General features: G+C 59.5%; 17 protein-coding genes and 1 riboswitch. Of the genes, 6 read left to right on the top strand and 11 right to left on the bottom strand.

From position 1 onward, the window contains the following. Window positions 1-7 precede the first annotated feature (7 nt). From EB812_RS08325 to EB812_RS08300, 6 genes are all read right to left on the bottom strand, one after another. Entirely contained in the window at window positions 8-358 is a 351-nt protein-coding gene (locus EB812_RS08325) for a hypothetical protein (RefSeq protein WP_118230081.1), read from the bottom strand. Continuing rightward, on the bottom strand, window positions 355-702 hold the full coding sequence (locus tag EB812_RS08320; protein WP_130958071.1) for a hypothetical protein: 348 nt from the start codon (window positions 700-702) through the stop codon (window positions 355-357). The genes EB812_RS08325 and EB812_RS08320 overlap by 4 nt, the downstream gene beginning before the upstream one ends. A gap of 61 nt (window positions 703-763) precedes the next feature. Then, the gene (locus tag EB812_RS08315) at window positions 764-1075 is read right to left on the bottom strand and encodes a hypothetical protein (RefSeq protein ID WP_130958070.1); all 312 of its coding nucleotides are present in this window, start codon (window positions 1073-1075) and stop codon (window positions 764-766) included. Between the two features lie 108 nt (window positions 1076-1183). Next, window positions 1184-1474, bottom strand: coding sequence for a hypothetical protein (locus EB812_RS08310; RefSeq protein WP_118230084.1), 291 nt, complete (start codon window positions 1472-1474; stop codon window positions 1184-1186). A gap of 623 nt (window positions 1475-2097) precedes the next feature. Beyond that, entirely contained in the window at window positions 2098-3120 is a 1023-nt protein-coding gene (locus tag EB812_RS08305) for an alpha-hydroxy-acid oxidizing protein (protein ID WP_130958069.1), read from the bottom strand. Between the two features lie 396 nt (window positions 3121-3516). Then, a complete protein-coding gene (locus EB812_RS08300) occupies window positions 3517-4992 on the bottom strand; it encodes a DUF438 domain-containing protein (protein ID WP_130958068.1) in 1476 nt (491 codons plus the stop codon). A gap of 414 nt (window positions 4993-5406) precedes the next feature. Between EB812_RS08300 and EB812_RS08295 the strand changes: the two genes are divergently transcribed. The 5 genes from EB812_RS08295 (at window position 5407) to EB812_RS08275 (ending at window position 12298) form a co-directional block, all read left to right on the top strand. Further along, window positions 5407-6972: a type I restriction-modification system subunit M gene (locus tag EB812_RS08295; protein WP_130958067.1), complete on the top strand. Its 1566-nt coding sequence runs from the start codon at window positions 5407-5409 to the stop codon at window positions 6970-6972. A 3-nt stretch (window positions 6973-6975) separates the two neighbouring features. Further along, on the top strand, window positions 6976-7581 hold the full coding sequence (fic, locus tag EB812_RS08290) for a protein adenylyltransferase Fic (RefSeq protein WP_130958066.1): 606 nt from the start codon (window positions 6976-6978) through the stop codon (window positions 7579-7581). Between the two features lies 1 nt (window position 7582). Beyond that, entirely contained in the window at window positions 7583-8788 is a 1206-nt protein-coding gene (locus EB812_RS08285) for a restriction endonuclease subunit S (RefSeq protein ID WP_130958065.1), read from the top strand. A gap of 35 nt (window positions 8789-8823) precedes the next feature. Beyond that, window positions 8824-11922: a type I restriction endonuclease subunit R gene (locus EB812_RS08280; RefSeq protein WP_130958064.1), complete on the top strand. Its 3099-nt coding sequence runs from the start codon at window positions 8824-8826 to the stop codon at window positions 11920-11922. A gap of 76 nt (window positions 11923-11998) precedes the next feature. Then, window positions 11999-12298 (top strand): hypothetical protein, encoded by a 300-nt coding sequence (locus EB812_RS08275; protein ID WP_130958063.1) that lies wholly within the window; start codon window positions 11999-12001, stop codon window positions 12296-12298. Window positions 12299-12330: 32 nt separating this feature from the next. On the opposite strand, the gene cobI is transcribed toward EB812_RS08275, so the two are convergent. From cobI to EB812_RS08250, 5 genes are all read right to left on the bottom strand, one after another. Further along, window positions 12331-13047: a precorrin-2 C(20)-methyltransferase gene (cobI, locus tag EB812_RS08270; protein WP_118230092.1), complete on the bottom strand. Its 717-nt coding sequence runs from the start codon at window positions 13045-13047 to the stop codon at window positions 12331-12333. A gap of 38 nt (window positions 13048-13085) precedes the next feature. Continuing rightward, the gene (locus EB812_RS08265; protein WP_242621246.1) at window positions 13086-13874 is read right to left on the bottom strand and encodes an ABC transporter substrate-binding protein; all 789 of its coding nucleotides are present in this window, start codon (window positions 13872-13874) and stop codon (window positions 13086-13088) included. A gap of 52 nt (window positions 13875-13926) precedes the next feature. Beyond that, window positions 13927-14949, bottom strand: a complete 1023-nt coding sequence (locus tag EB812_RS08260) for an ABC transporter ATP-binding protein (protein WP_130958062.1) — start codon at window positions 14947-14949, stop codon at window positions 13927-13929. After that, on the bottom strand, window positions 14949-16016 hold the full coding sequence (locus EB812_RS08255) for a FecCD family ABC transporter permease (RefSeq protein ID WP_118230108.1): 1068 nt from the start codon (window positions 16014-16016) through the stop codon (window positions 14949-14951). The genes EB812_RS08260 and EB812_RS08255 overlap by 1 nt, the downstream gene beginning before the upstream one ends. Before the next feature lie 149 nt (window positions 16017-16165). Beyond that, a riboswitch (cobalamin riboswitch) is annotated at window positions 16166-16346 on the bottom strand. Between the two features lie 78 nt (window positions 16347-16424). Continuing rightward, window positions 16425-17429, bottom strand: a complete 1005-nt coding sequence (locus EB812_RS08250; RefSeq protein ID WP_242621253.1) for a hypothetical protein — start codon at window positions 17427-17429, stop codon at window positions 16425-16427. A gap of 234 nt (window positions 17430-17663) precedes the next feature. On the opposite strand from EB812_RS08250, the gene ybgF reads away from it, so the two are divergent. After that, a complete protein-coding gene (gene ybgF, locus EB812_RS08245) occupies window positions 17664-19022 on the top strand; it encodes a tol-pal system protein YbgF (protein ID WP_130958061.1) in 1359 nt (452 codons plus the stop codon). The last annotated feature ends 1 nt before the right edge of the window (window position 19023 follow it).

Raw genomic sequence — 19023 nt, 5'->3', positions numbered from 1 at the left:
AGGCATTTCAGAACCGCTTTTTTTGTTGTATTATTACTGTTGAATTATTCAGATCGGTCTGGTTTATAACAGGGCCTACGTTGGCATTCTTGTCAATGACTACATTTCCCATCCCGTCGACATGGACCTTGCCATCGGCGTAATCGCCTGCGCCGTCAATGACCACGCCTTCGCTGTAGCCGTTCTTGATGCGGTGGGCCATGTTGTTCCCCCAGGCGTCGTACACGCCAACCACATTGGCATCCGCAGGCTTGCTCATATCTTTATTGTAGTCCGCGAAGATGTCTTCTTCCGCGTTGGCGGCAAGGGGAAAGACCGTTTGCACCACGACAAATAATAATATAGTGATATATTTCATTTTTTCTCCGTGCCGTGACGCATGTTTCCAGTTTCGAGCTTTTTTATGGAGGTGGTTTTTCCATCTTTGACTATAATTACATTTTCAATACTTGTTTTTTTATTTATATTTTTATTATCTTTGCCATTATTTTTTACATCGCCAATGGAAACAGTATTATTATCTATTTCTATATCAGAGGATTCAGGCAATTTTGATGTGTCTATTACTTCACCATCGTCTGTTTTTATTTTTACATCTTTTCCAGATACAACTATTTCAGAAGACAACGATTCTGTTGCACAGGCTGTTGAAAATATGTAAATAAATATTATTGTAAATAATACGTTATTCGTAGTGCGCATCGCGGCCTCCTGTAATGGATTCCATCAGCGCAATATGTGCAGCTGATGGAATCCGTTGCAGCTACTTGTTCGTAACGTTGCCAATGTTTGTTTTGCCGCCGTCGTTGGCAATGACGGCGGCATTTTTGAGGGTGGTCACATTGACCACGTCGCTTTGTTTGCCACCTTCGTTGGTGACGTTGCCGATATTGGCCTCGGAGTTTTTGCCGCTGGCAATAACGGCGGCATTTTTAACCGTGGTCACATTGACAACTTTGCTTTGTTCGCCCCCCTTGCTGCCGCCTCCTTGAGTGGCGTTGTGCGCGGCGCCGGCGGCAAAGGCAGGGGTGGTGTAGAGTATGGCCGCCACAAACAGAACAAGTATGCGCTTCATAAAGAACCTCCGGTTGTCACAGACACAGGCCTTTGTCGTGTGCGGTTGTATAAGGTTGGCGGGGTGCGGCGCGTTGGGGAGGCGCGGCGCCGCAGCCCCACCGTGGCCTCAGAAACGTTCCTGCTGCTGTGTCGGCGTGGGGGCCGGCACATTGGGAGCGCCCTTGGGGGGCGTCATATTGCGACGTACATTGCCTTGATAGACGATGCGCGGATTGCTGCCGGAAGGCGAAGCCTGCCCCGGACCGGCGTTGCTCCAGGTCCAGGCGTGTCCTTCCTGCGTATCCAGAATAAAGACATAGCCACCGGCAGCCAGGGGAATGGCCTTGTAGCGCTCGTTGTCGGCCAGGGCTTGTGTGGGGAGGAACAGACTACAGGTACAAAAAAAACAAGCCCACAAAAGAAGACTTGCCCTGAATACCCCCACCCGTTGCGGGCGAGGCTGCTCATACACATGTGTAAAGAGGTTCCCGGTGGTTGGCTTGCGCTCCGCTGGGTTCATGGATATTTCTCCAATGCAGTGGTATTATTTATATAAATTTGTGATTAAGATTTTTATATAAATTTTTTTATATGTCAATATATATTATGCGATAAAATCAAAAAGTAGCGTGGCCGCGCGGTTTTCAGGAAGCCGTGCAGACAGAAAAAAACCGTCTGCCTTTGCCCTTGGGGGACGAACAGGTGGCGTATCTGCGGATAGAGCAGTTTACGAATGAAATGCGTTAATTGCTCTGCAAGGATTTTCTTGAAAATCCTTGCCACGAAATGCGAGAAGGCAGGCTTTTGCCTGCCGTAAGCGAGCATTTCAAGTGTTAAATACTCTAGATGGGGAGAGGGCAACGGTTTTTATCAGGCGGGCGAGACTGGCGAAGATTTTTGCGGCGGCACAACAGCAAGAGCCCGTCCCGGGGGGGCTTGGCAGGGCCAAACCGTACCGCCGGGCGGGCTCTTACGCAGGGAAGCAGGAAGCGTTGCACGGTTCCGCTTTTCCGGGATGCGTCAGTTTTTTCGTGCAGTCCGTCAATGTTGCGCGAACAGGGCGTCCCCAGTGATGGCGGCAATGTCCTGGCAGCCCGTGAGGACCATAGTCTGCACCAGTTCGCCTTTGAGCTGGGTCAGGTATTTGCTCACGCCGGCCGCGCCGCCGCCGATGGCGGCCCAGACAATGGGGCGGCCGATGCCGACCAGGTCGGCCCCCAGGGCCAGCATCTTGAACACGTCGGCCCCGCTGCGCACGCCGCCGTCCACCATGACGGTTATCTGCCCCTTGACGGCCGCGGCAATGGCGGGCAGCACCCGTGCCGTACCCGGCGCGTATTCCATGACCCGGCCGCCGTGGTTGGAAACCACAATGCAGTCCGCCCCGGCCGCCACAGCCGCCCTGGCGTCGGCCACGGTCATGATGCCCTTAAGGATGAATTTGCATCCGGCCTGATGGATTTTGGCAACAATGGCGGTCAGTTCCTTGAGGGATTTGGGCCCCACGGGGTGCCCCATCTTGCGCAGGGTAATCAGCCCGGCGGCGTCGATATCCATGCCCACGATTTTACAGCCGGTGGCGTAGCAGCGCTCAAGTTTTGCGTCGAGTTCCGCGCTTTCCCAGGGTTTGATGAAGGGAATGCCGTGGCCATTGGCCGCGCTGATGGCGGCAAAGGCGGACTGGGTAATGACCGGGGGGACGCCGTCGCCGGTACAGCCGATGACGCCGGCCTCTTTGCAGCCTTGCACCACGGCCGTCACGTAGTCTTCTTCCGTAACGGCGTCATTGAAGTTGAACATGCCGCCTATGGGCGCGGCCACCACCGGCATGGCCAGGTGCAGCCCCAGGCCGGTACAGGAGGTGTCCGGCGCGTCGGCTTCATGGATGAGGCGCATGTTCAGGGCTGTTTCCGCCAGGGCCTTGACGTTGTCCTTGAAGGCGGCGGCGCTGCCCAGCCCGCCCATACCGGGCACCTCGCCCGCACAGGCTCGCCCGTCGCAAACGGGGCACAGTCGACAGGCCCCCCGCATCAGTTCCTTGGCCTTTTGGCGTATTTCTTTCATAGAACACTCCAGCATCAGGTGCGTGCCATGCCGCCGGCCCGCGAGGGCGGCAAAGACCCAGCCCGCTTGGCGGGGTTGCCGGCAAGCTATGGATAATAGTTTGATATCTATAATTTTATACCCGCTGCATCCAAAAAGCAAGCCGAATCCCGGCTTGCGGGGCTTGAGGGGGCCTGCAACAGAGCGGAATTATATGTTTTTATTTTTTACAAAAAATGTGCCCGCCGCAGCCCTGGTTCGGGCGGACCCTACCGCCAGTCAGGGGGGCACAGTGGGCCAGGTTACCGCGTCGGGCGCGGGCAACGCGCAATTACGGCGCGCGGCCCCTTGCACAAAGCCCCCTGCTGCCGGCGGCAACAGGGGGCAGAGTTTGTCCGGCGGGGCGGGCCGTGCAGGTCATTCCCATTCAAGCAGGCGGCGCTGGCCGGTGAGGGCGCGCAGGCGGGTTGCGTCCTGGCCCACTTCAAGGCAGCCCAGGTACTTGCCGTGGGCGTCCCGGAGGGCCAGGTACTGGATGTGGATAAACCTGCCGCCCAGTTCCAGCCAGAATTCGGCCTTGTCCCGCTTTCCGCTTTTAAAGGCTTCCAGAATTTCCGTGACCATGTGTACGGATTTGGGCGGGTGGCAGTTTTTGACCTCCCGGCCGATGACGGCGGCGCTGCGGGGGAAGATGCGGCTTTCGCCGTCGGAATAGTAGGCCACCCTGTCGTCCGGGCCCACAAAACTGATGTCCACGGGCAGATTGCGGAGTATGGCGTTGACCACCTCCGGGGCGAGCTGCCCGGTGGAAAGCGACAGCAAAGCCGTTGCCCCGGCGGGCGCAGGGCTGCGGACAGGGCCGGCGGTCCACTCCGTGCCGGGGGTTACGCCAAAGGCGTAGCCCACTTCGTCGTCGCCCAGGCGGCAGCGGTTCCAGTCTTCGGCGGTGAGCAGTTCGAGGGTCATGGGGAAGAGGATGTTTTCTTCCTTGCGGAACATTTCTTCAATTTCAGCGAGCAGGCCGGCCAGGGCGGCAAGACTTGAGGCGCGTTCCTTTTGGGCCAGCAGGGCCATGGTGGTGCGGAAGGCGCTGCGGATATCGTCGTGCACTGCCCACATTACCTTGCCCGGCGCGCTCAGGCCGTGCTGTTCCAGCAGGGGAAAGAGCTGATTTTCCTTGCGGATATAGTGCGTTTTGATGTCCTCCAGCTGCTGCAGCAAAAAGACCAGACGGCCATGCACAAAGGGCCAGGCGGCGTCGCCCGATGTGCCTTCGGCCTGGGCGGCCGCCTCGCGGATTTCGACCAGCAGCTTTTTGGCCCGCAGATTTTCTTCCATATAGGTATGCAGGGGGTGCCCCGGCCGCACGGGAAGGGGCGGCCGCTTTTCCAGCGCCCCGTGGAACAGGGCGGCGTGCAGATGGCACATGCGCTTGATTTCCGATTCCGGCAGGCCTTCCCGGACCAAGGTCTGCTCCAGGGTGGCGATTTCCTCCGGGGCAATGTCGCCCACCGTGGCGTTGAATTTTGCCTGCACGTCGGCAAAGGCGACGCCGTTGTGCAGATCCCCGATGATTTCTTTGAGTTTTTCCAGGCGTTCTTCCCGCGAGAGGCCGGTGGTGGGCGCTGTGTCCGCTGCTCCGGCGGGGGGGACAAGAGTCACGGCCTGGCCGGTGGCGGCCATGATGGCGCCCGCGATAAAAAGCAGGAGCGCAAGCACGCTTTCATTGCCCAGGCCCGCGGCTTTTTCCACTGAGGCGACGCGCCCCAGGGTCTGGCGCAGCAGGGGATTTTTCAGCTTGGCAAAAGCGCTGTTGTGGTCCGCCAGGGCATCGACCAGAAAGGGATATTTTTCCGTCAGGGCAAAGATTTTTGTGTCCTTGGAGAGTTCCATAATCACCACCTCCGTATAACTTTTCTTGCAGGCTATACGCAGGGGCAAGGGGACGTCTGTAACATTTGGCACGCTTTTCCAAAAAAATAGGCCCGTCCAAAACCGGGCAGGTTTTTTGTGGCAGCGCGCCGCCCGCACATGGGGCAGGGCTGCACTGCATACGGCGTTGAGTTGCCGCGGGTTAGTCGCTATACTCGTGCGGCCCGGTTCCTTGGCGGCGGTCGCGCGGTCAGCAGCTGCAGGCCCGCAGTCGCCGGGGCTGCACTTTCGGGGCTGCTGCGCGCCAGTGCCAGGTTGCCTCAGGCTTGCGGGGCTGACAGGCTCTTGGGCCTTAGCGCCTTCAACTTCATTACGTCACGATTGCGGATGACAAAAAACGCCGCAAAACGGATACAGCAGGATGGACTGCAGCATATGACCAGCTCCCAACAACGCGATGCCCTGCAACGCCAAATCTGGAAAATAGCCAATGATGTCCGTGGCGCTGTGGACGGCTGGGACTTCAAGCAATATGTGCTTGGGGCTTTGTTTTACCGCTTTATCAGCGAGCATTTTATCGGCTACATGGAAGCTGGCGACGCAAGCGTCAACTACGCCACGCTGGACGACGCTATCATCACTCCGGAAATCAAGGACGATGCCGTCAAATCCAAGGGCTACTTCATCTATCCCAGCCAGTTGTTTGCCAATGTGGTCGCCGACGCCAAGACCAATGAGAGCCTGAACACCGATCTGGCCGCCATCTTTGCCGCCATTGAAGGCTCCGCCCTCGGCTATCCTTCGGAGCAGGATATCAAGGGGCTGTTTGCTGATTTTGACACCACCAGCAACCGCCTTGGCTCCACGGTCAAGGAAAAGAACGCGCGCCTGGCCGCCGTGTTGGGCGGCGTAGCCGGTTTGGATTTTGGCGATTTTGCAGACAACCGCATTGACCTGTTCGGCGACGCCTATGAATTTCTGATCTCCAACTACGCCGCCAACGCCGGTAAATCCGGCGGCGAATTTTTTACTCCGCAGCATGTGTCAAGGCTCATCGCGCAGCTCGCCATGCACAAACAAACCGCCATCAATAAGATCTATGACCCGGCCTGCGGTTCCGGTTCTTTGTTGTTGCAGGCCAAAAAGCAGTTTGACGAACACATTATTGAAGACGGTTTTTTCGGCCAGGAGATCAACCACACCACTTACAACCTGGCGCGGATGAACATGTTTCTGCACAACATCAACTATGACAAATTCAACATTCAGCTGGGCGACACCCTGACCACGCCGCATTTTGGTGATGCAAAGCCCTTTGACGCCATTGTTTCCAACCCGCCCTATTCAGTGAAGTGGATAAGCGCGGACGACCCCACCCTTATCAACGACGAACGCTTTGCCCCGGCCGGGGTGCTGGCCCCCAAGTCCAAGGCCGACTTTGCCTTTGTGCTGCACGCCCTCAGCTACCTTTCCGGCAAGGGCCGGGCCGCCATTGTCTGCTTTCCCGGCATTTTTTACCGCGGCGGGGCCGAGCGGAAAATCCGCAAGTATCTGGTAGACAACAACTATGTGGAAACCGTCATCGCCCTGGCCCCCAATTTGTTTTACGGCACCACCATTGCCGTAAATATTCTGGTGCTTTCCAAGCACAAGAGGAACACCAAAATCCAGTTCATTGACGCCGGCGGCCTGTTCAAAAAAGAAACGAACCACAACGTGCTGCTGGATGCGCATATTGCGCAGATCATGCAGGTTTTTGACAGCAAAGAGGATGTGGAGCACTTTGCCCAATCCGTGCCGTATGAAGTTGTTGCAGACAAGGATCACGACTATAACCTGTCTGTCAGCAGCTATGTGCAAGCCAAGGACAATCGCGAAGTGGTGGATATTGCAAAGCTCAACGCCGAACTGAAAACTACCGTCGTCCGGATTGACCAACTGCGGGCGGAGATTGACGCCATTGTGGCGGAAATTGAGGGAACGCAGACCGGAAGGGGATGAGGCATGATTCTGGAAAACAGGCTCGGCATTACCAATCAGGTTGAACTGGCAAAAGCTGAAGAAAGAATAAGCAAGCAGAACGCCAGAAAACTGTTCGACTCTGGCGAGATTGATGCCATTGAAGTTGGTACGTTTGCAGGACTTGCCTTTATTCATGTCCGGCTGTTTAAGGATATCTATGCGTTCGCGGGCAAAGTTCGTAAGGTGAATATCGCCAAAGGTAATTTCCGTTTTGCGCCGCTGATATATCTGGATGCCGCGCTACAGCATATCGACAACATGCCGCACAGTAATTTTGACGAAATTATCGAAAAATATGTTGAGATGAATATTGCCCATCCATTTCGCGAAGGTAATGGCCGCGCCACCCGGATCTGGCTTGACCTGATGCTTAAAAAAGAAATCAAACAGGTGGTGGATTGGAATCGGGTCGATAAAGAAGAATACCTGTCCGCCATGCAGCGCAGCGTGGTGAAAGACATTGAAATTAAGCACCTATTGAAACATGCCCTCACCGACCAGATTGATGACCGCGCCTTGTTCATGAAGGGGATTGACGTGAGCTATCACTATGAAGGCTATAGCACCTTCAAGATCGAGGAACTGTAGTATGGTTGGTGCGAATTTTTTAGAAAATCTGCTGGATGGAGCAGAGGTGGAGTGGAAGCCGCTGGGGGAAGTTACGCAATATGAGCAACCGACTAAGTACCTAGTAAATTCAAAAATTTATCATGATAATTTTAAAACTCCAGTGCTTACCGCAGGGAAGACGTTTATTCTCGGCTACACTGATGAAAAAAGTGGCATCTATAAAGCATCTGAAAGACCAGTAATAATATTTGATGATTTTACGACTGCGAACAAATGGGTTGACTTTGACTTCAAAGCAAAATCTTCTGCCATGAAGATGATTACATCAAAGGATGACAGCAAAGTTTTGCTTAAATATGTCTACTATTGGCTCAATACAATCCCCTGCGAATTACTTGACAAAGACCACAAACGGCAATGGATAGGCAGTTTTTCCAATAAAAAAATTCCCATCCCCTGCCCAGACAACCCCCAAAAATCACTTGCGATCCAGTCTGAACTAGTTCGTATTCTGGACACCTTTGCCGAGTTGACCGCCAAGTTGACCGCCGAGCTGGCCGCCCGCCAAAAGCAGTACAACTACTACCGCGACCGGTTGCTGCGTTTTGAAAAAGGAGAAGTGGAGTGGAAGACGTTGGGGGAGGTGGCTCTTGAGTTTGGGCGTGGGAAATCAAGACATCGTCCACGAAACGATCCTAAACTATATGGTGGAAATATCCCTTTTATTCAAACAGGTGATATCAAAAATGCTCCGCATATTATTACAAAGTATACACAAACATATAGCAATTTTGGATTGGAGCAAAGCAAATTATGGCCAACAGGTACGCTTTGCATAACAATAGCCGCAAACATTGCAGAAACTGCTATTCTTGGTTTTGATGCGTGTTTTCCAGACAGCGTTATAGGATTTATTGCTGATACGAAGCAAACCAGTTCGAGTTATGTTGAATATATTTTGTCTTCTTTCAAACATAAGTTGCAATCACAAAGTACTGGCAGTGCGCAAGACAATATCAACATGGGAACCTTTGAAAATATGCGTTTGCCATTCCCATCACTCCCCGATCAAGCCCGTATCGTCGCCATTCTGGACAAATTCGACGCCCTCACCAACTCCATCAGCGAAGGGCTGCCGCGCGAAATCGAGCTGCGCCAAAAGCAGTACGCATATTATCGTGACATGCTGTTCAATTTTCCCAAGTCAAAAAAGGCAGCAGGATAACACATCTCGAAAGGCCAAATCTCCACGAGGTTGCAATGCACGACTTCAAGGCCATAGCCGAATCCAACAACTTCATCGTTCTCGATACGTACGTAAGCGACTGGCAGGCTGTTGAAAGCTACCAGACTGAAAGCGACCTGGAGCGGGAGCTTGTTCAGGATCTGCAAAATCAGGGCTACGAGTACGCTGCGGGCTTCAACTCGCCGGAAAAACTGCTGGCCAACGTGCGCACGCAGCTGCAAATCTTGAACACCGTGCAATTTTCGGATGGCGAGTGGGAACGCTTTGTGGAAACCTGGCTGGACAAGCCCGGCGACGGTCTTGTGGACAAAGCCCGCAAGGTTCATGACGATTACATCTATGACTTTGTTTTTGACGACGGCCACATCCAGAATATCTGCCTCTTTGACAAAAAGAACGTTGCCCGCAACTCGGTACAGGTCATCAACCAGTTTGAACAAACCGGGTCGCACGCCAACCGTTATGACGTGACCATCCTGGTCAACGGCCTGCCCCTGGTGCAGGTAGAGCTCAAAAAACGCGGCGTGGCCATCCGCGAGGCCTTCAATCAGGTGCATCGTTACAGCAAGGAGAGCTTCAACAGCGAGCATTCCCTGTTCAAATATCTGCAGATCTTTGTCATCTCCAACGGCACGGATACCCGCTACTTCGCCAATACCACCAGGCGCGACAAAAACAGCTTTGACTTTACCATGAACTGGGCAAAGGCCGACAACAGTCTGATCAAAGACCTGAAGGACTTTACCGCCACTTTTTTCCAAAAAAATACCTTGCTCAGCGTGCTGCTGCGCTATTCCGTGTTTGACGTGAACAACACCCTGCTGGTTATGCGCCCCTACCAAATCGCGGCCACAGAACGCATTTTGTGGAAAATCAACAGCACCTGCCAGATGAAGCAGTGGCGTAAACCCGAGGGGGGCGGCTATATTTGGCACACCACGGGCTCGGGCAAAACCCTGACCAGCTTCAAGGCGGCCCGCCTGGCGACCGAGCTGGACTTCATCGACAAGGTTTTTTTTGTGGTGGACCGCAAGGACCTTGATTATCAGACCATGCGGGAATACCAGCGCTTTTCGCCAGACAGCGTCAATGGTTCGGAAAGCACCGCCGGACTCAAGCGCAATTTGGATAAAGACGACAATAAAATTATCGTCACCACCATCCAAAAGCTGAACAAACTGATGAAATGCGAAGCGGACCTGCCGGTCTATAACAAGCGGGTGGTGTTCATTTTTGACGAATGCCACCGCAGTCAGTTTGGTGAAGCGCAAAAGAACCTGAAAAAGAAATTTAAACTTTATATGCAGTTTGGCTTTACGGGTACGCCGATTTTCCCGCAAAATGCTTTGGGCGCGGCAACCACCGCCAGCGTCTTTGGCCATGAGCTGCATTCTTATGTCATCACCGACGCTATTCGTGATGAAAAGGTGTTGAAGTTCAAGGTGGACTACAACGATGTGCGCCCGCGCTTCAAGAATATTGAATGCGAACAGGATGAAAAAAAACTTGGCGCGGCGGAAACCGCGCAGGCCCTGCTGCACCCCGAGCGCATTTGTGAAATTACCCAGTACATTCTGAACAATTTCCGGCAAAAGACCCGGCGGCTGCAGCCGGGCGCCAAGGGCTTTAACGCCCTGTTTGCCGTAAGCAGCGTGGACGCCGCCAAGCTGTATTATAACTCCTTCAAAGTTTTGCAAAAAGACAGCGACAAGCCGCTCAAGGTGGTCACTATCTTTTCGTTCGCAGCCAATGGAGCGCAGGACGCCATTGGTGATATTGCGGATGAAAGTTTTGACGTTACAGCCATGAACAGTAGCGCCAAAGAATTTTTGAGTGCGGCCATTGCGGACTATAACGCGCTGTTCAAAACGAGTTTCAGTGTGGAGAGCAATGCCTTCCAAAACTACTACCGCGACCTTGCCTTGCGGGTGAAGAATCAGGAAGTAGATTTGCTGATTGTTGTGGGCATGTTTCTGACCGGCTTTGACGCCCCCACGCTGAATACTTTGTTTGTCGACAAAAATCTGCGATACCACGGCCTGCTGCAAGCCTATTCGCGCACCAACCGCATTTTTGACGCCACCAAAACCTTTGGCAATATCGTCACCTTCCGCAATCTGGAGCAGGCCACCATTGACGCCATCACCCTGTTCGGCGACAGCAACACCAGAAATGTGGTGCTGGAAAAAAGCTACAAGGAATATATGGAGGGCTTTACCGATGCGCTCACTGGTGAGGCGCGACGTGGTTTTGTGGCTGTGGTGCGGGAATTGGAGCAGCACTTTCCCCACCCCGACGCCATTGAAAAAGAGGCAGACAAAAAGGCTTTTGTCAAACTGTTCGGCGAGTATCTGCGGGTTGAAAACATCCTGCAAAACTACGATGAATTTGCCGTTCTGCAGGCCCTGCAATACGTTGATATGAACAATGCGGCGGCTGTGGAGGCATTTAAAGCAAAGTACTATTTAAGTGATGCGCAGTTGCACGCCTTACGGGCCGTCAAAGTGGTGCCTGAACGTAAATTGCAGGACTATCGTTCGGCGTACAATGACATCAGAGAATGGCAGCGTCGGCAACAAACGGATGCTGCTAAAGAAAAATCGGCCATTGACTGGGATGACGTGGTCTTTGAAGTGGACTTGCTGAAATCGCAGGAAATCAATCTGGACTACATTCTTGAATTGATCTTTGAGAACAACAAAAAAACTAAGGACAAAACCGCACTGGTGGAAGACGTGCGCCGCCTGATCCGCGCCAGCCTCGGCAACCGCGCCAAGGAGAGCTTGCTGGTCGATTTTATTAATCAGACAGACCTGGACCAGCTTGGCGACAAGGCCGGCGTGATAGAGGCTTTCTTCACCTTTGCCAGGGCGGAACAGCAACGTGAGGCGCAAGAACTTATCCGTAGCGAAAATCTGAATGCGGAGGAAGCCAGGCGCTATCTCAGCGCCTCACTGAAGCGGGAATTCGCCAGTGAAAACGGTACGGAACTCAATGACGTTCTGCCACGGATGAGCCCGCTAAACCCGCAGTACCTGAAAAAAAAGCAGGGAGTTTTTCAAAAAATCGTCGATTTTGTTGAAAAGTTTAAGGGTGTTGGCAGGTTGACGTAAGGCAGCGCCTTGCGTCGCCCGCGCAGGGGGCAGGGCTGCGCGCAGATCGCGTCCCTACCCCCTGAGCAACGTACTTTTGCGGCTCTGCATCTTCAACGTTTACGACCTGCCTGTTCCGGCGCTTACCCGTGCAAATAACCTGCGCTTGGCCTCCACGGCGGGCGGCTGTTTGCACAACGGCCAGGGCATTGCAAAGTTGCATGCCCTGGCCGTAATGCCTCAGGCTGCGCCCTTGCCGACGCTGTTCCGCAGCGCTTTAGAGCATTTAACACTTGAAATGCTCGCTTACGGCAGGCAAAAACCTGCCTTCTCGCATTTCGTGGCAAGGATTTTCAAGAAAATCCTTGCAGAGCAGTTAGCTCATTTCATTCGCTAACTGCTCTAAAGTCGGGGCGCTGCTCCGGGCCATCAGCCCTCTGCATCCGTGGGTTTGCGGCTCAGGATCAGGGACATGTAGGGCGGGGTGGCGTCATTTTCCGGCAGGCCGGTGCGGATGTGTTCGCCCGGCCGTTCCACCAGGCTGGCCAGCACACAGTCCTTCAGGCGGCCTGTGCGGCGCAGGGCCTCGCGGATGGCTGGCAGGTTGCGGTAGGCCTTGAGGATCACCGCCGTGTCCGCGTCCTTGAGGGCCGCCGTCAGGTCGTCCTGGCGGTTGATGCCGGGGATGAGGCGCAGGGTTTCGCCATTTTCGCAGAGCACCACTTGCGCGCGGGCGGCGGCGGCCTGGATGGAGGTGACGCCGGGCACAATCTCCACGGGCAGGTGCGGGGCCAGCGTCCGCAGGGTGCGCAGCAGATAGCCGAAAGTGCTGTAAACCAGGGGGTCGCCGATGGTCAGAAAGGCCGCGTCCGCGCCGCTTTCCAGCACGTCTCTGGTGGTGCGGGCGGCGGTTTCCCAGGCTGTGCGCAACGCGGCCGCGTCGCGGGTCATGGGAAATTCCAGCCGCAGCAGGCGCACGTCGGGCCGCAGATGGGGGCGGGCGGTTTCCAGCGCGGCGGAATAGTCGTTGCGCGGCGAGGCCGCGGCCAGAATAACGTCCACGTTGCGCAGCACGTTAACGGCCCGCAGGGTTAGCAAATCCGGTGCGCCGGGGCCCACGCCCAGGCCGTAAAGGGTTCCGGTCATGTAATATTCCGTCATGTATGGTAGAAATGTTGCGGCCTTCAGGGCCGGGGGGCGGCGTGCAGCCAGTGCGCCAGTTCTTCCGCCGCGTCCACGGCGCGGGGGCCGGGCCTGGCGTAGCGGGCTTCGTCCACCAGCAGCACCCGGCCTTCACGCACGGCGCGCAGGCCCGCGAAGTGCGGTCGACGAGCCGGAGGTTCCGGGTCCGGATTCATGGGGCCGCGCTGTACAAGATAGACGTCCGGATCTGCCGCGATGAGGGTTTCTTCATTGCAGCGGACCAGTTTTTTGGCCTCGTGCAGGACGTTTTCGCCTCCCGCGCAGGCGATGATTTCGTTGGTAATGCCCTTTTGCCCCGCGCCCAGCAGGTTGGGATAGCGCACCTCGTAGAACACCCGCAGCGGCGCACGCCCGGCCGTGGACCGGCGCAAGGCCTCCAGCCGCGCCCGCCAGCCGCGCACCAGGGCGGCGGCCCGGTCTTCCAGGCCCGTAAGGCGGCCCAGGGCCTGCGTCACCGCAAGCATGTCTGCAAAGGAATCCATCTGAAAGGTAAGCACGGGCAGGCCCAGGCTGCGGAGGTTTTCCGTAAAGACCTGCGCCTCTTCCCGCCCGGACATCTGCAGCACCAGATCCGGCTTCTGCGTCAGAACAAGTTCGGCATTGGGGCGCATGTGTGTGCCGATGGCCGGCAGGGCCGCCAGCTCCGGCAGGGCGGCGTCGGCCGCGGTGCGGGCCACAATGCGGTCGCCCGCGCCCAGGGCCAGCAGCAGTTCGTTGTACGCCCCGTACAGGGCGATGATGCGCCGGGCCGGATGCTCCAGGCGCAGCACATGGCCCGTGTGGTCCGTAATCTCAATGGGCGCGGCGGCCGTTGTGCCGACTTCAGTTTTTGGCGAAGCGGGTGTTGTTGCCGGGGACGTTTGTGGCGTGGGGGTCGCGTCCGCCGCCAGGGCCGGGCCGGTGGGAGCGCAGAGCAGAAGCGTCAGCAGCGCTGCCGGCAGGAGCAGTGTCAACAGATGCGGCCGCAGCAGGGGCGGCGGCGTGGGGCGCGGCCCACGGCCCGCGTGCGCGGGCGGACAGGGCCTGGGGCAGGCCCCACAGGGGGTGGGGCAGCACGGTAACGGGCGTTTGGTACAGCGCACTGAGGTTCTCCTCGGTAAAAACCTGCCGCACGGGGCCGTCAAAGGCTAGGCGGCCTTCCCGCAGGCCCAGCAGCCGCGTGGCGTACAGGGCGGCCAGGTTGCAGTCGTGCACGGCCATGAGCACGCAGGCTCCGGCGGCGCGGCGGCGTTCCAGCAAGTCAAACAGTCCGGTCATGCGGGCCAGGTCCAGACCGGCGGCCAGCTCGTCCAGCAGCAGCAGAGGGCTTTCCTGCGCCAGGGCTCTGGCCAACAGCACCCTTTGCAGTTCGCCGCCAGAAAGCTCATGCAGCCGGCGGTGGGCCAGCCCTGTCGTGTCCGTGGCGGCCAGGGCGCAGTCCGCAGCCCTGTGGTCCCCGGGGCCATACCAGCCCCAGGGGGAAAGATGGGCGTAGCGCCCCAGGAGGACCATTTCCCGTGCCGTCAGATCCTCCGGGCAAGGGCCGCGCTGCGGCACCACGGCCACCCGCCGGGCCCGTTCCCGGGGCCGCAGGCTTGCCAGGGGCCGGTCGGCCAGACGCACCTCCCCGCTCCAGGGGGCCAGCACGCCTGAAAGCGCGCGCAGCAGCGTGGTCTTGCCGCTGCCGTTGGGACCCAGCAGGGCCGCGCATTCTCCGGCCCGCAGGCAAAAGGTCAGGCCCTGCAGCACAGGACGGCGGCCGTAGCCCGCCACAAGATCCGTCACGGCCAGCAGGGGGGCGTCCTGGGCGTCACGGCGCAGGGCGTCTCCGGCGGCGTCCCGCGCGGGGGCAGTGGGGCCGTACATCAGCGCCCCCGCACCAGCAGGGCGAAAAAGGGCCCGCCCAGCAGGGCCGTGACCACGCCCACGGGCAGTTCCTGCCCGCCGTCCAGCACGCAGCGGGCCAGCACGTCGGCCCAGACCAGCAGCACGCCGCCGCCCAGAAAGGCTCCGACCAGCAGCGGGCCGTGCCCGCCGCCCAGCAAAAGCCGCAGCACATGCGGCACCACCAGGCCCACAAAACCGATAACTCCGGCCACGGCCACGCAGCCCGCCGTCATGCAGCTGGCTCCGGCCAAAAGCCAGAAGCGCGCGCGGGCCACGGCCAGACCCAGCTGCGCGGCCTGCTCGTCGCCGAGCGCCAGCACGTCCAGCGCCCTCCAGCCCAGGCCGACGGCCAGCAGGCCCGGCAGCAGGGTGGCGAGCAGCAAGGGCAGGCTGTCCCAGCCCCGACCTTGCAGGGAACCCATAATCCAGAAGACGATGCTGGTGACGGATTCCTCATTAAGGGCCTTGACCAGGGCCACCAGCGCGCCCAGAAAGGCGGCCACGGCAATGCCCGCCAGCACTACGCTTTCTTTGCGCCAGCCCCCGCGTCCACGTCCCAGCCAGAGCGCTCCGGCCAGGGCCAGAAGCGCGCCGGCCAAGGCCGCCGGAGCCACCAGGGCCGCCGGGTGTGGCCCCAGGGCGGGGAAAAAATCCGTCAGTCGGCCGCCCAGGGCGATGGCCAGGCTGGCCCCGAAGGCCGCCCCGGCGGAAACCCCCAGGGTAAAGGGGTCGGCCAGGGGATTGCGCAACACTCCCTGCAGGGCCACGCCGGCCACAGCCAGAGCCCCGCCGCAGAGGGCTGCCAGCACCACCCGCGCCAGGCGGATGTCGCCCACCACCAGGTTGAGGGCGCTGTCGGGGGGCAAGGGGCCGAGCCCCAGCGCGCCCGCCAAGGCGGACAGCACTTCCCGCGCCGCATAGGGGGCGGGCCCCGGCAGGCAGGCCAAGGGCAGGGAACAAAGCCAGAGGCCCGTCAGGAGGGCAAAGGCCGTCCAGCGGAGGCGGTGTTTGGCGGAAGGTACGGAGGATGTGTGCCGTGCGGTCATGGCGCTGCTCTGAAGGCCGCCCGTGCGGTCATAAAAAAAGCCTCTTCCGTCCGCGCGCACGCAGAGGGAAGAGGCCCGTATTTCCTCTTTCCTGCCGGCAAAAACCCGTTGCCGCGGCGGCCTGCGCCGCCCACCGGGCCGTGACGTACGGCACGGTCCGGGCTACGGCAGGTCTTCCGGCTTGGCCCCCGCGCTTCGGCCTTCCCGTTGCCAGTGGCACATGAAGAAGCGCGGTATACGGGCCTTACGGCGGCGGGTCCGCTCCCGTTTTGCACGGGATTCCCTTTTCAAGCCGGGCAAAACCCGGCTACCGTAACCGTGGTCACTGTAGGCGCGGGGCAGGGGGCTGTCAATGCCGTGGGCGCGGCGCTTCCCTATCCCTTCGGCCGGGGGCCCGACGTTTCCGGATCAGGGCCGGACCAGAGTGATGGCGGTGATGCCCGTAAAAAAGTAGAAGGGCAGGCAGGTCATGGCCAGCAGCAGGGCCAGGATCAGCGTGGGCTTGTGGCGCAGGGGCGCGGCGCTGCGGCTGACCACGGTCCAGAGCGCCGCGGGCGCGAGCCAGAGCAGCAGACGGCCGCTTTCCCACAGGGCGTCCAGGGTGGTGAAGGCCCCGGTCTGCCGGTGCGCCTGTATGGTCAGTCCGGCGGCAAAAAGCAGGAAAAGCCAGAACAGCGCCCAGGCGTGGCGGGCCCACACGGCGCACCAGGGGATCATGACATTGTAGTGGTCCCGGCCAAAGTCATCGCGCCGGCGGCGCAGGGCGAGCCAAAGCGCGCCCGCCCCGCCGGCCAGGCCCAGGATCAGGGGCAGGCTGGCATACAAGGCGCACCAGAAGGGGGAGAACCAGCCCGGCAGAAAAATATCGCCCAGGGTAAGGCTGGCCGCGTCGGGCCGCACAAAAGCCGCCTGCAGGCGTGCGGCCGCCAGGGTGGCTGCCAGGGCGAACCAACCCTGCAGACCGCTGATAATGCCCAGGGCCGCGTGGAGCACGGGCAGCTTGGGCAGAAACTTCCAGAGCGAGAAGTAGAGGCTGCTTACCAGTACGGACAGCCCCAGCAGAATCCAGGCCATTTCCGCCATAAAGGCGGGCAGGGAGTCGGGCGTGTAGGAATCGTGGGCAAAAAAAAGCCAGATGCGGCCGCCCACCAGCAGGGGCCAGCCCAGCGCCAGGGCCAGCAGGGCCAGCTGCCGGGCGCATTTTTCATAGGACGCGCGCCGCCGCGTAACCGCCAGCAGGCGCGCCGTGCCGGAAATCACACCCAGGCCCGCAAAGGCCGCCAGGGCCGTCAGGGCCGCCGCCAGGGCAACGGCATCCAGGCCGGACTGCACCAGGGGATGCCCCGCCAGCAATTGGCGCAGGGCCTGCATCCAGACTTCGCCCGCCGCCAGAATGTCCTGAAAGACGTTCATCGGGCACCGCCCGAAGGTTCCCGCGCCGGGATGGAAATGCTCATGCCTCCTCCTTACGGTCTTGCGTTGGTCAGTGCTGGTGCGCTATGTTCAAAAAAAGGGACACGCCTGTTTTTGCCTGAAAATTGCCCTGGCCGCAAGGGCCGGGCGCGCGGAAGCGCCATACGGGGCCGCCTGGCGGGCGTACTGGCGTGGTCACGCGGGCGGCGCAACTTTTTGCGGAGACTTTCGGGTATGAAATATTTTTCTTTGGCCGCGGTCCTGGTCGGCTTGCTTGCCTTGGTCGGCTGCGCCGGAAAGGCGCGTACAGCGGCGCAGGACGAGCAGGAAAAACGCCTCCAGACCATGGACAGGCGGCTGACAGCCCTGGAGCAGAGCGTGGGCGCGCTGAACAGTCAGACGGCCCGGCTCAACAACAGGGTGTATGAAGTCCGCACGGCGGGCGGCCGCAAAACCGGCTACCGTGTGGTGCCCATCCTGCCCCCCCAGTCGGCGCAGTCGCTGTCCGCCGCCGCAACGCCGCCAGCCCCGCAGTCTGCCCAGGCCGTGACGCCCCAGGCCTCCCCGGCGGTAACGGCCGCGCCTGCCGCGCCGTCCGCAGCGGTCCCTGTGGTCAGGTCTGCCGGGGGGGCGGCGTCCGCGTCTGCTTCAGCCGGCAAAACGCCGCCAGCCTCCGGGCCGCAAGGGGTGCGCATTGATCCTGCCGCCCCGCCCCGTCCTTTCCCCGCGCAAAAGGCGGACACGACGGCGCCGCAGCCCCCCGCGGGGGCGTCTGCCGCCGCTTCCCGCGCACCCGTCAGGCCCGCCGCACCTGCGACGGACGCGCTCCCGGCAAACTCCGGAACAACGCCGGGCGTTCTTGGTCTGCCGCCCGAAAGCCTGCCGTCACAACCTCTGCCGCAGGCGTCTGTTGCCGGCAACCCGGTCCAGGGCGGCGCGACCGCCGTCGGCGCGGGCGCTGTAAGCCGGGCGGCCGCTGGTGCGGGGGGCAACCCTGCCGTACCCGTGCCCGCTCTGCCGCGCACGGAACTTTCCTTGCCGCCGGAACCCGCCGGTCTGGGGCTGCCGCCTCTGGAAGGCGCGGCCGAAACCGCATCCACGGCGGGCAGTCCTCGGTTGGCCGCCCACGACCAGCGCGCCGGGCGGGCTCCGGCGACATCCGCCGTGCCGCCTTCGCCTGCCGCACCGTCCCCTGCCGCCGCGGCCGGACAGGCCGCGCCCCAGGGGGAAGACGCCGCCTACAAGGCCGCGCTGCGCCTGGCCATGTCCGGCAAAAGCGCCGAGAGCATTGCACGCTTTCAGGCTTTTTTGCAGTCCTACCCGCAGGGCCGTTATGCCCCCAACGCCGTCTACTGGATCGGGGAGGGGCTGTACGCCCAGGGCCGCTACGCCGAAGCCCTGGAACAGTTTCGTAAGGTGGAGGCTGGTTGGCCCCGACACCACAAAAATGCCGACGCCCTGCTCAAAACCGGCATGAGCTTGAGCCGTATGGGCGACCGTCAGGGCGCGGCCAAAGTTTACGGGGAGGTGCTGCGGCGGTTTCCGCATTCCGAGGCGGCGGGCTTGGTGCGCGCGCGGGGGCTGGCCCGCTGAG

The sequence above is a fragment of the Desulfovibrio legallii genome (assembly GCF_004309735.1).
GTDB lineage: Bacteria > Desulfobacterota > Desulfovibrionia > Desulfovibrionales > Desulfovibrionaceae > Desulfovibrio > Desulfovibrio legallii.
This window is presented reverse-complemented; position numbering and strand designations above follow the sequence as displayed.

Coding starts and splice junctions, on each gene's coding strand:
- cobI (WP_118230092.1), bottom strand. CDS start 13,047: ATGACCGGAACCCTTTACGGCCTGGGCGTGGGCCCCGGCGCACCGGAT.
- EB812_RS08285 (WP_130958065.1), top strand. CDS start 7,583: ATGGTTGGTGCGAATTTTTTAGAAAATCTGCTGGATGGAGCAGAGGTG.
- EB812_RS08300 (WP_130958068.1), bottom strand. CDS start 4,992: ATGGAACTCTCCAAGGACACAAAAATCTTTGCCCTGACGGAAAAATAT.
- ybgF (WP_130958061.1), top strand. CDS start 17,664: ATGAAATATTTTTCTTTGGCCGCGGTCCTGGTCGGCTTGCTTGCCTTG.
- EB812_RS08280 (WP_130958064.1), top strand. CDS start 8,824: ATGCACGACTTCAAGGCCATAGCCGAATCCAACAACTTCATCGTTCTC.
- EB812_RS08315 (WP_130958070.1), bottom strand. CDS start 1,075: ATGAAGCGCATACTTGTTCTGTTTGTGGCGGCCATACTCTACACCACC.
- fic (WP_130958066.1), top strand. CDS start 6,976: ATGATTCTGGAAAACAGGCTCGGCATTACCAATCAGGTTGAACTGGCA.
- EB812_RS08255 (WP_118230108.1), bottom strand. CDS start 16,016: ATGACCGCACGGCACACATCCTCCGTACCTTCCGCCAAACACCGCCTC.
- EB812_RS08260 (WP_130958062.1), bottom strand. CDS start 14,949: ATGTACGGCCCCACTGCCCCCGCGCGGGACGCCGCCGGAGACGCCCTG.
- EB812_RS08320 (WP_130958071.1), bottom strand. CDS start 702: ATGCGCACTACGAATAACGTATTATTTACAATAATATTTATTTACATA.
- EB812_RS08325 (WP_118230081.1), bottom strand. CDS start 358: ATGAAATATATCACTATATTATTATTTGTCGTGGTGCAAACGGTCTTT.
- EB812_RS08295 (WP_130958067.1), top strand. CDS start 5,407: ATGACCAGCTCCCAACAACGCGATGCCCTGCAACGCCAAATCTGGAAA.
- EB812_RS08305 (WP_130958069.1), bottom strand. CDS start 3,120: ATGAAAGAAATACGCCAAAAGGCCAAGGAACTGATGCGGGGGGCCTGT.
- EB812_RS08250 (WP_242621253.1), bottom strand. CDS start 17,429: ATGAACGTCTTTCAGGACATTCTGGCGGCGGGCGAAGTCTGGATGCAG.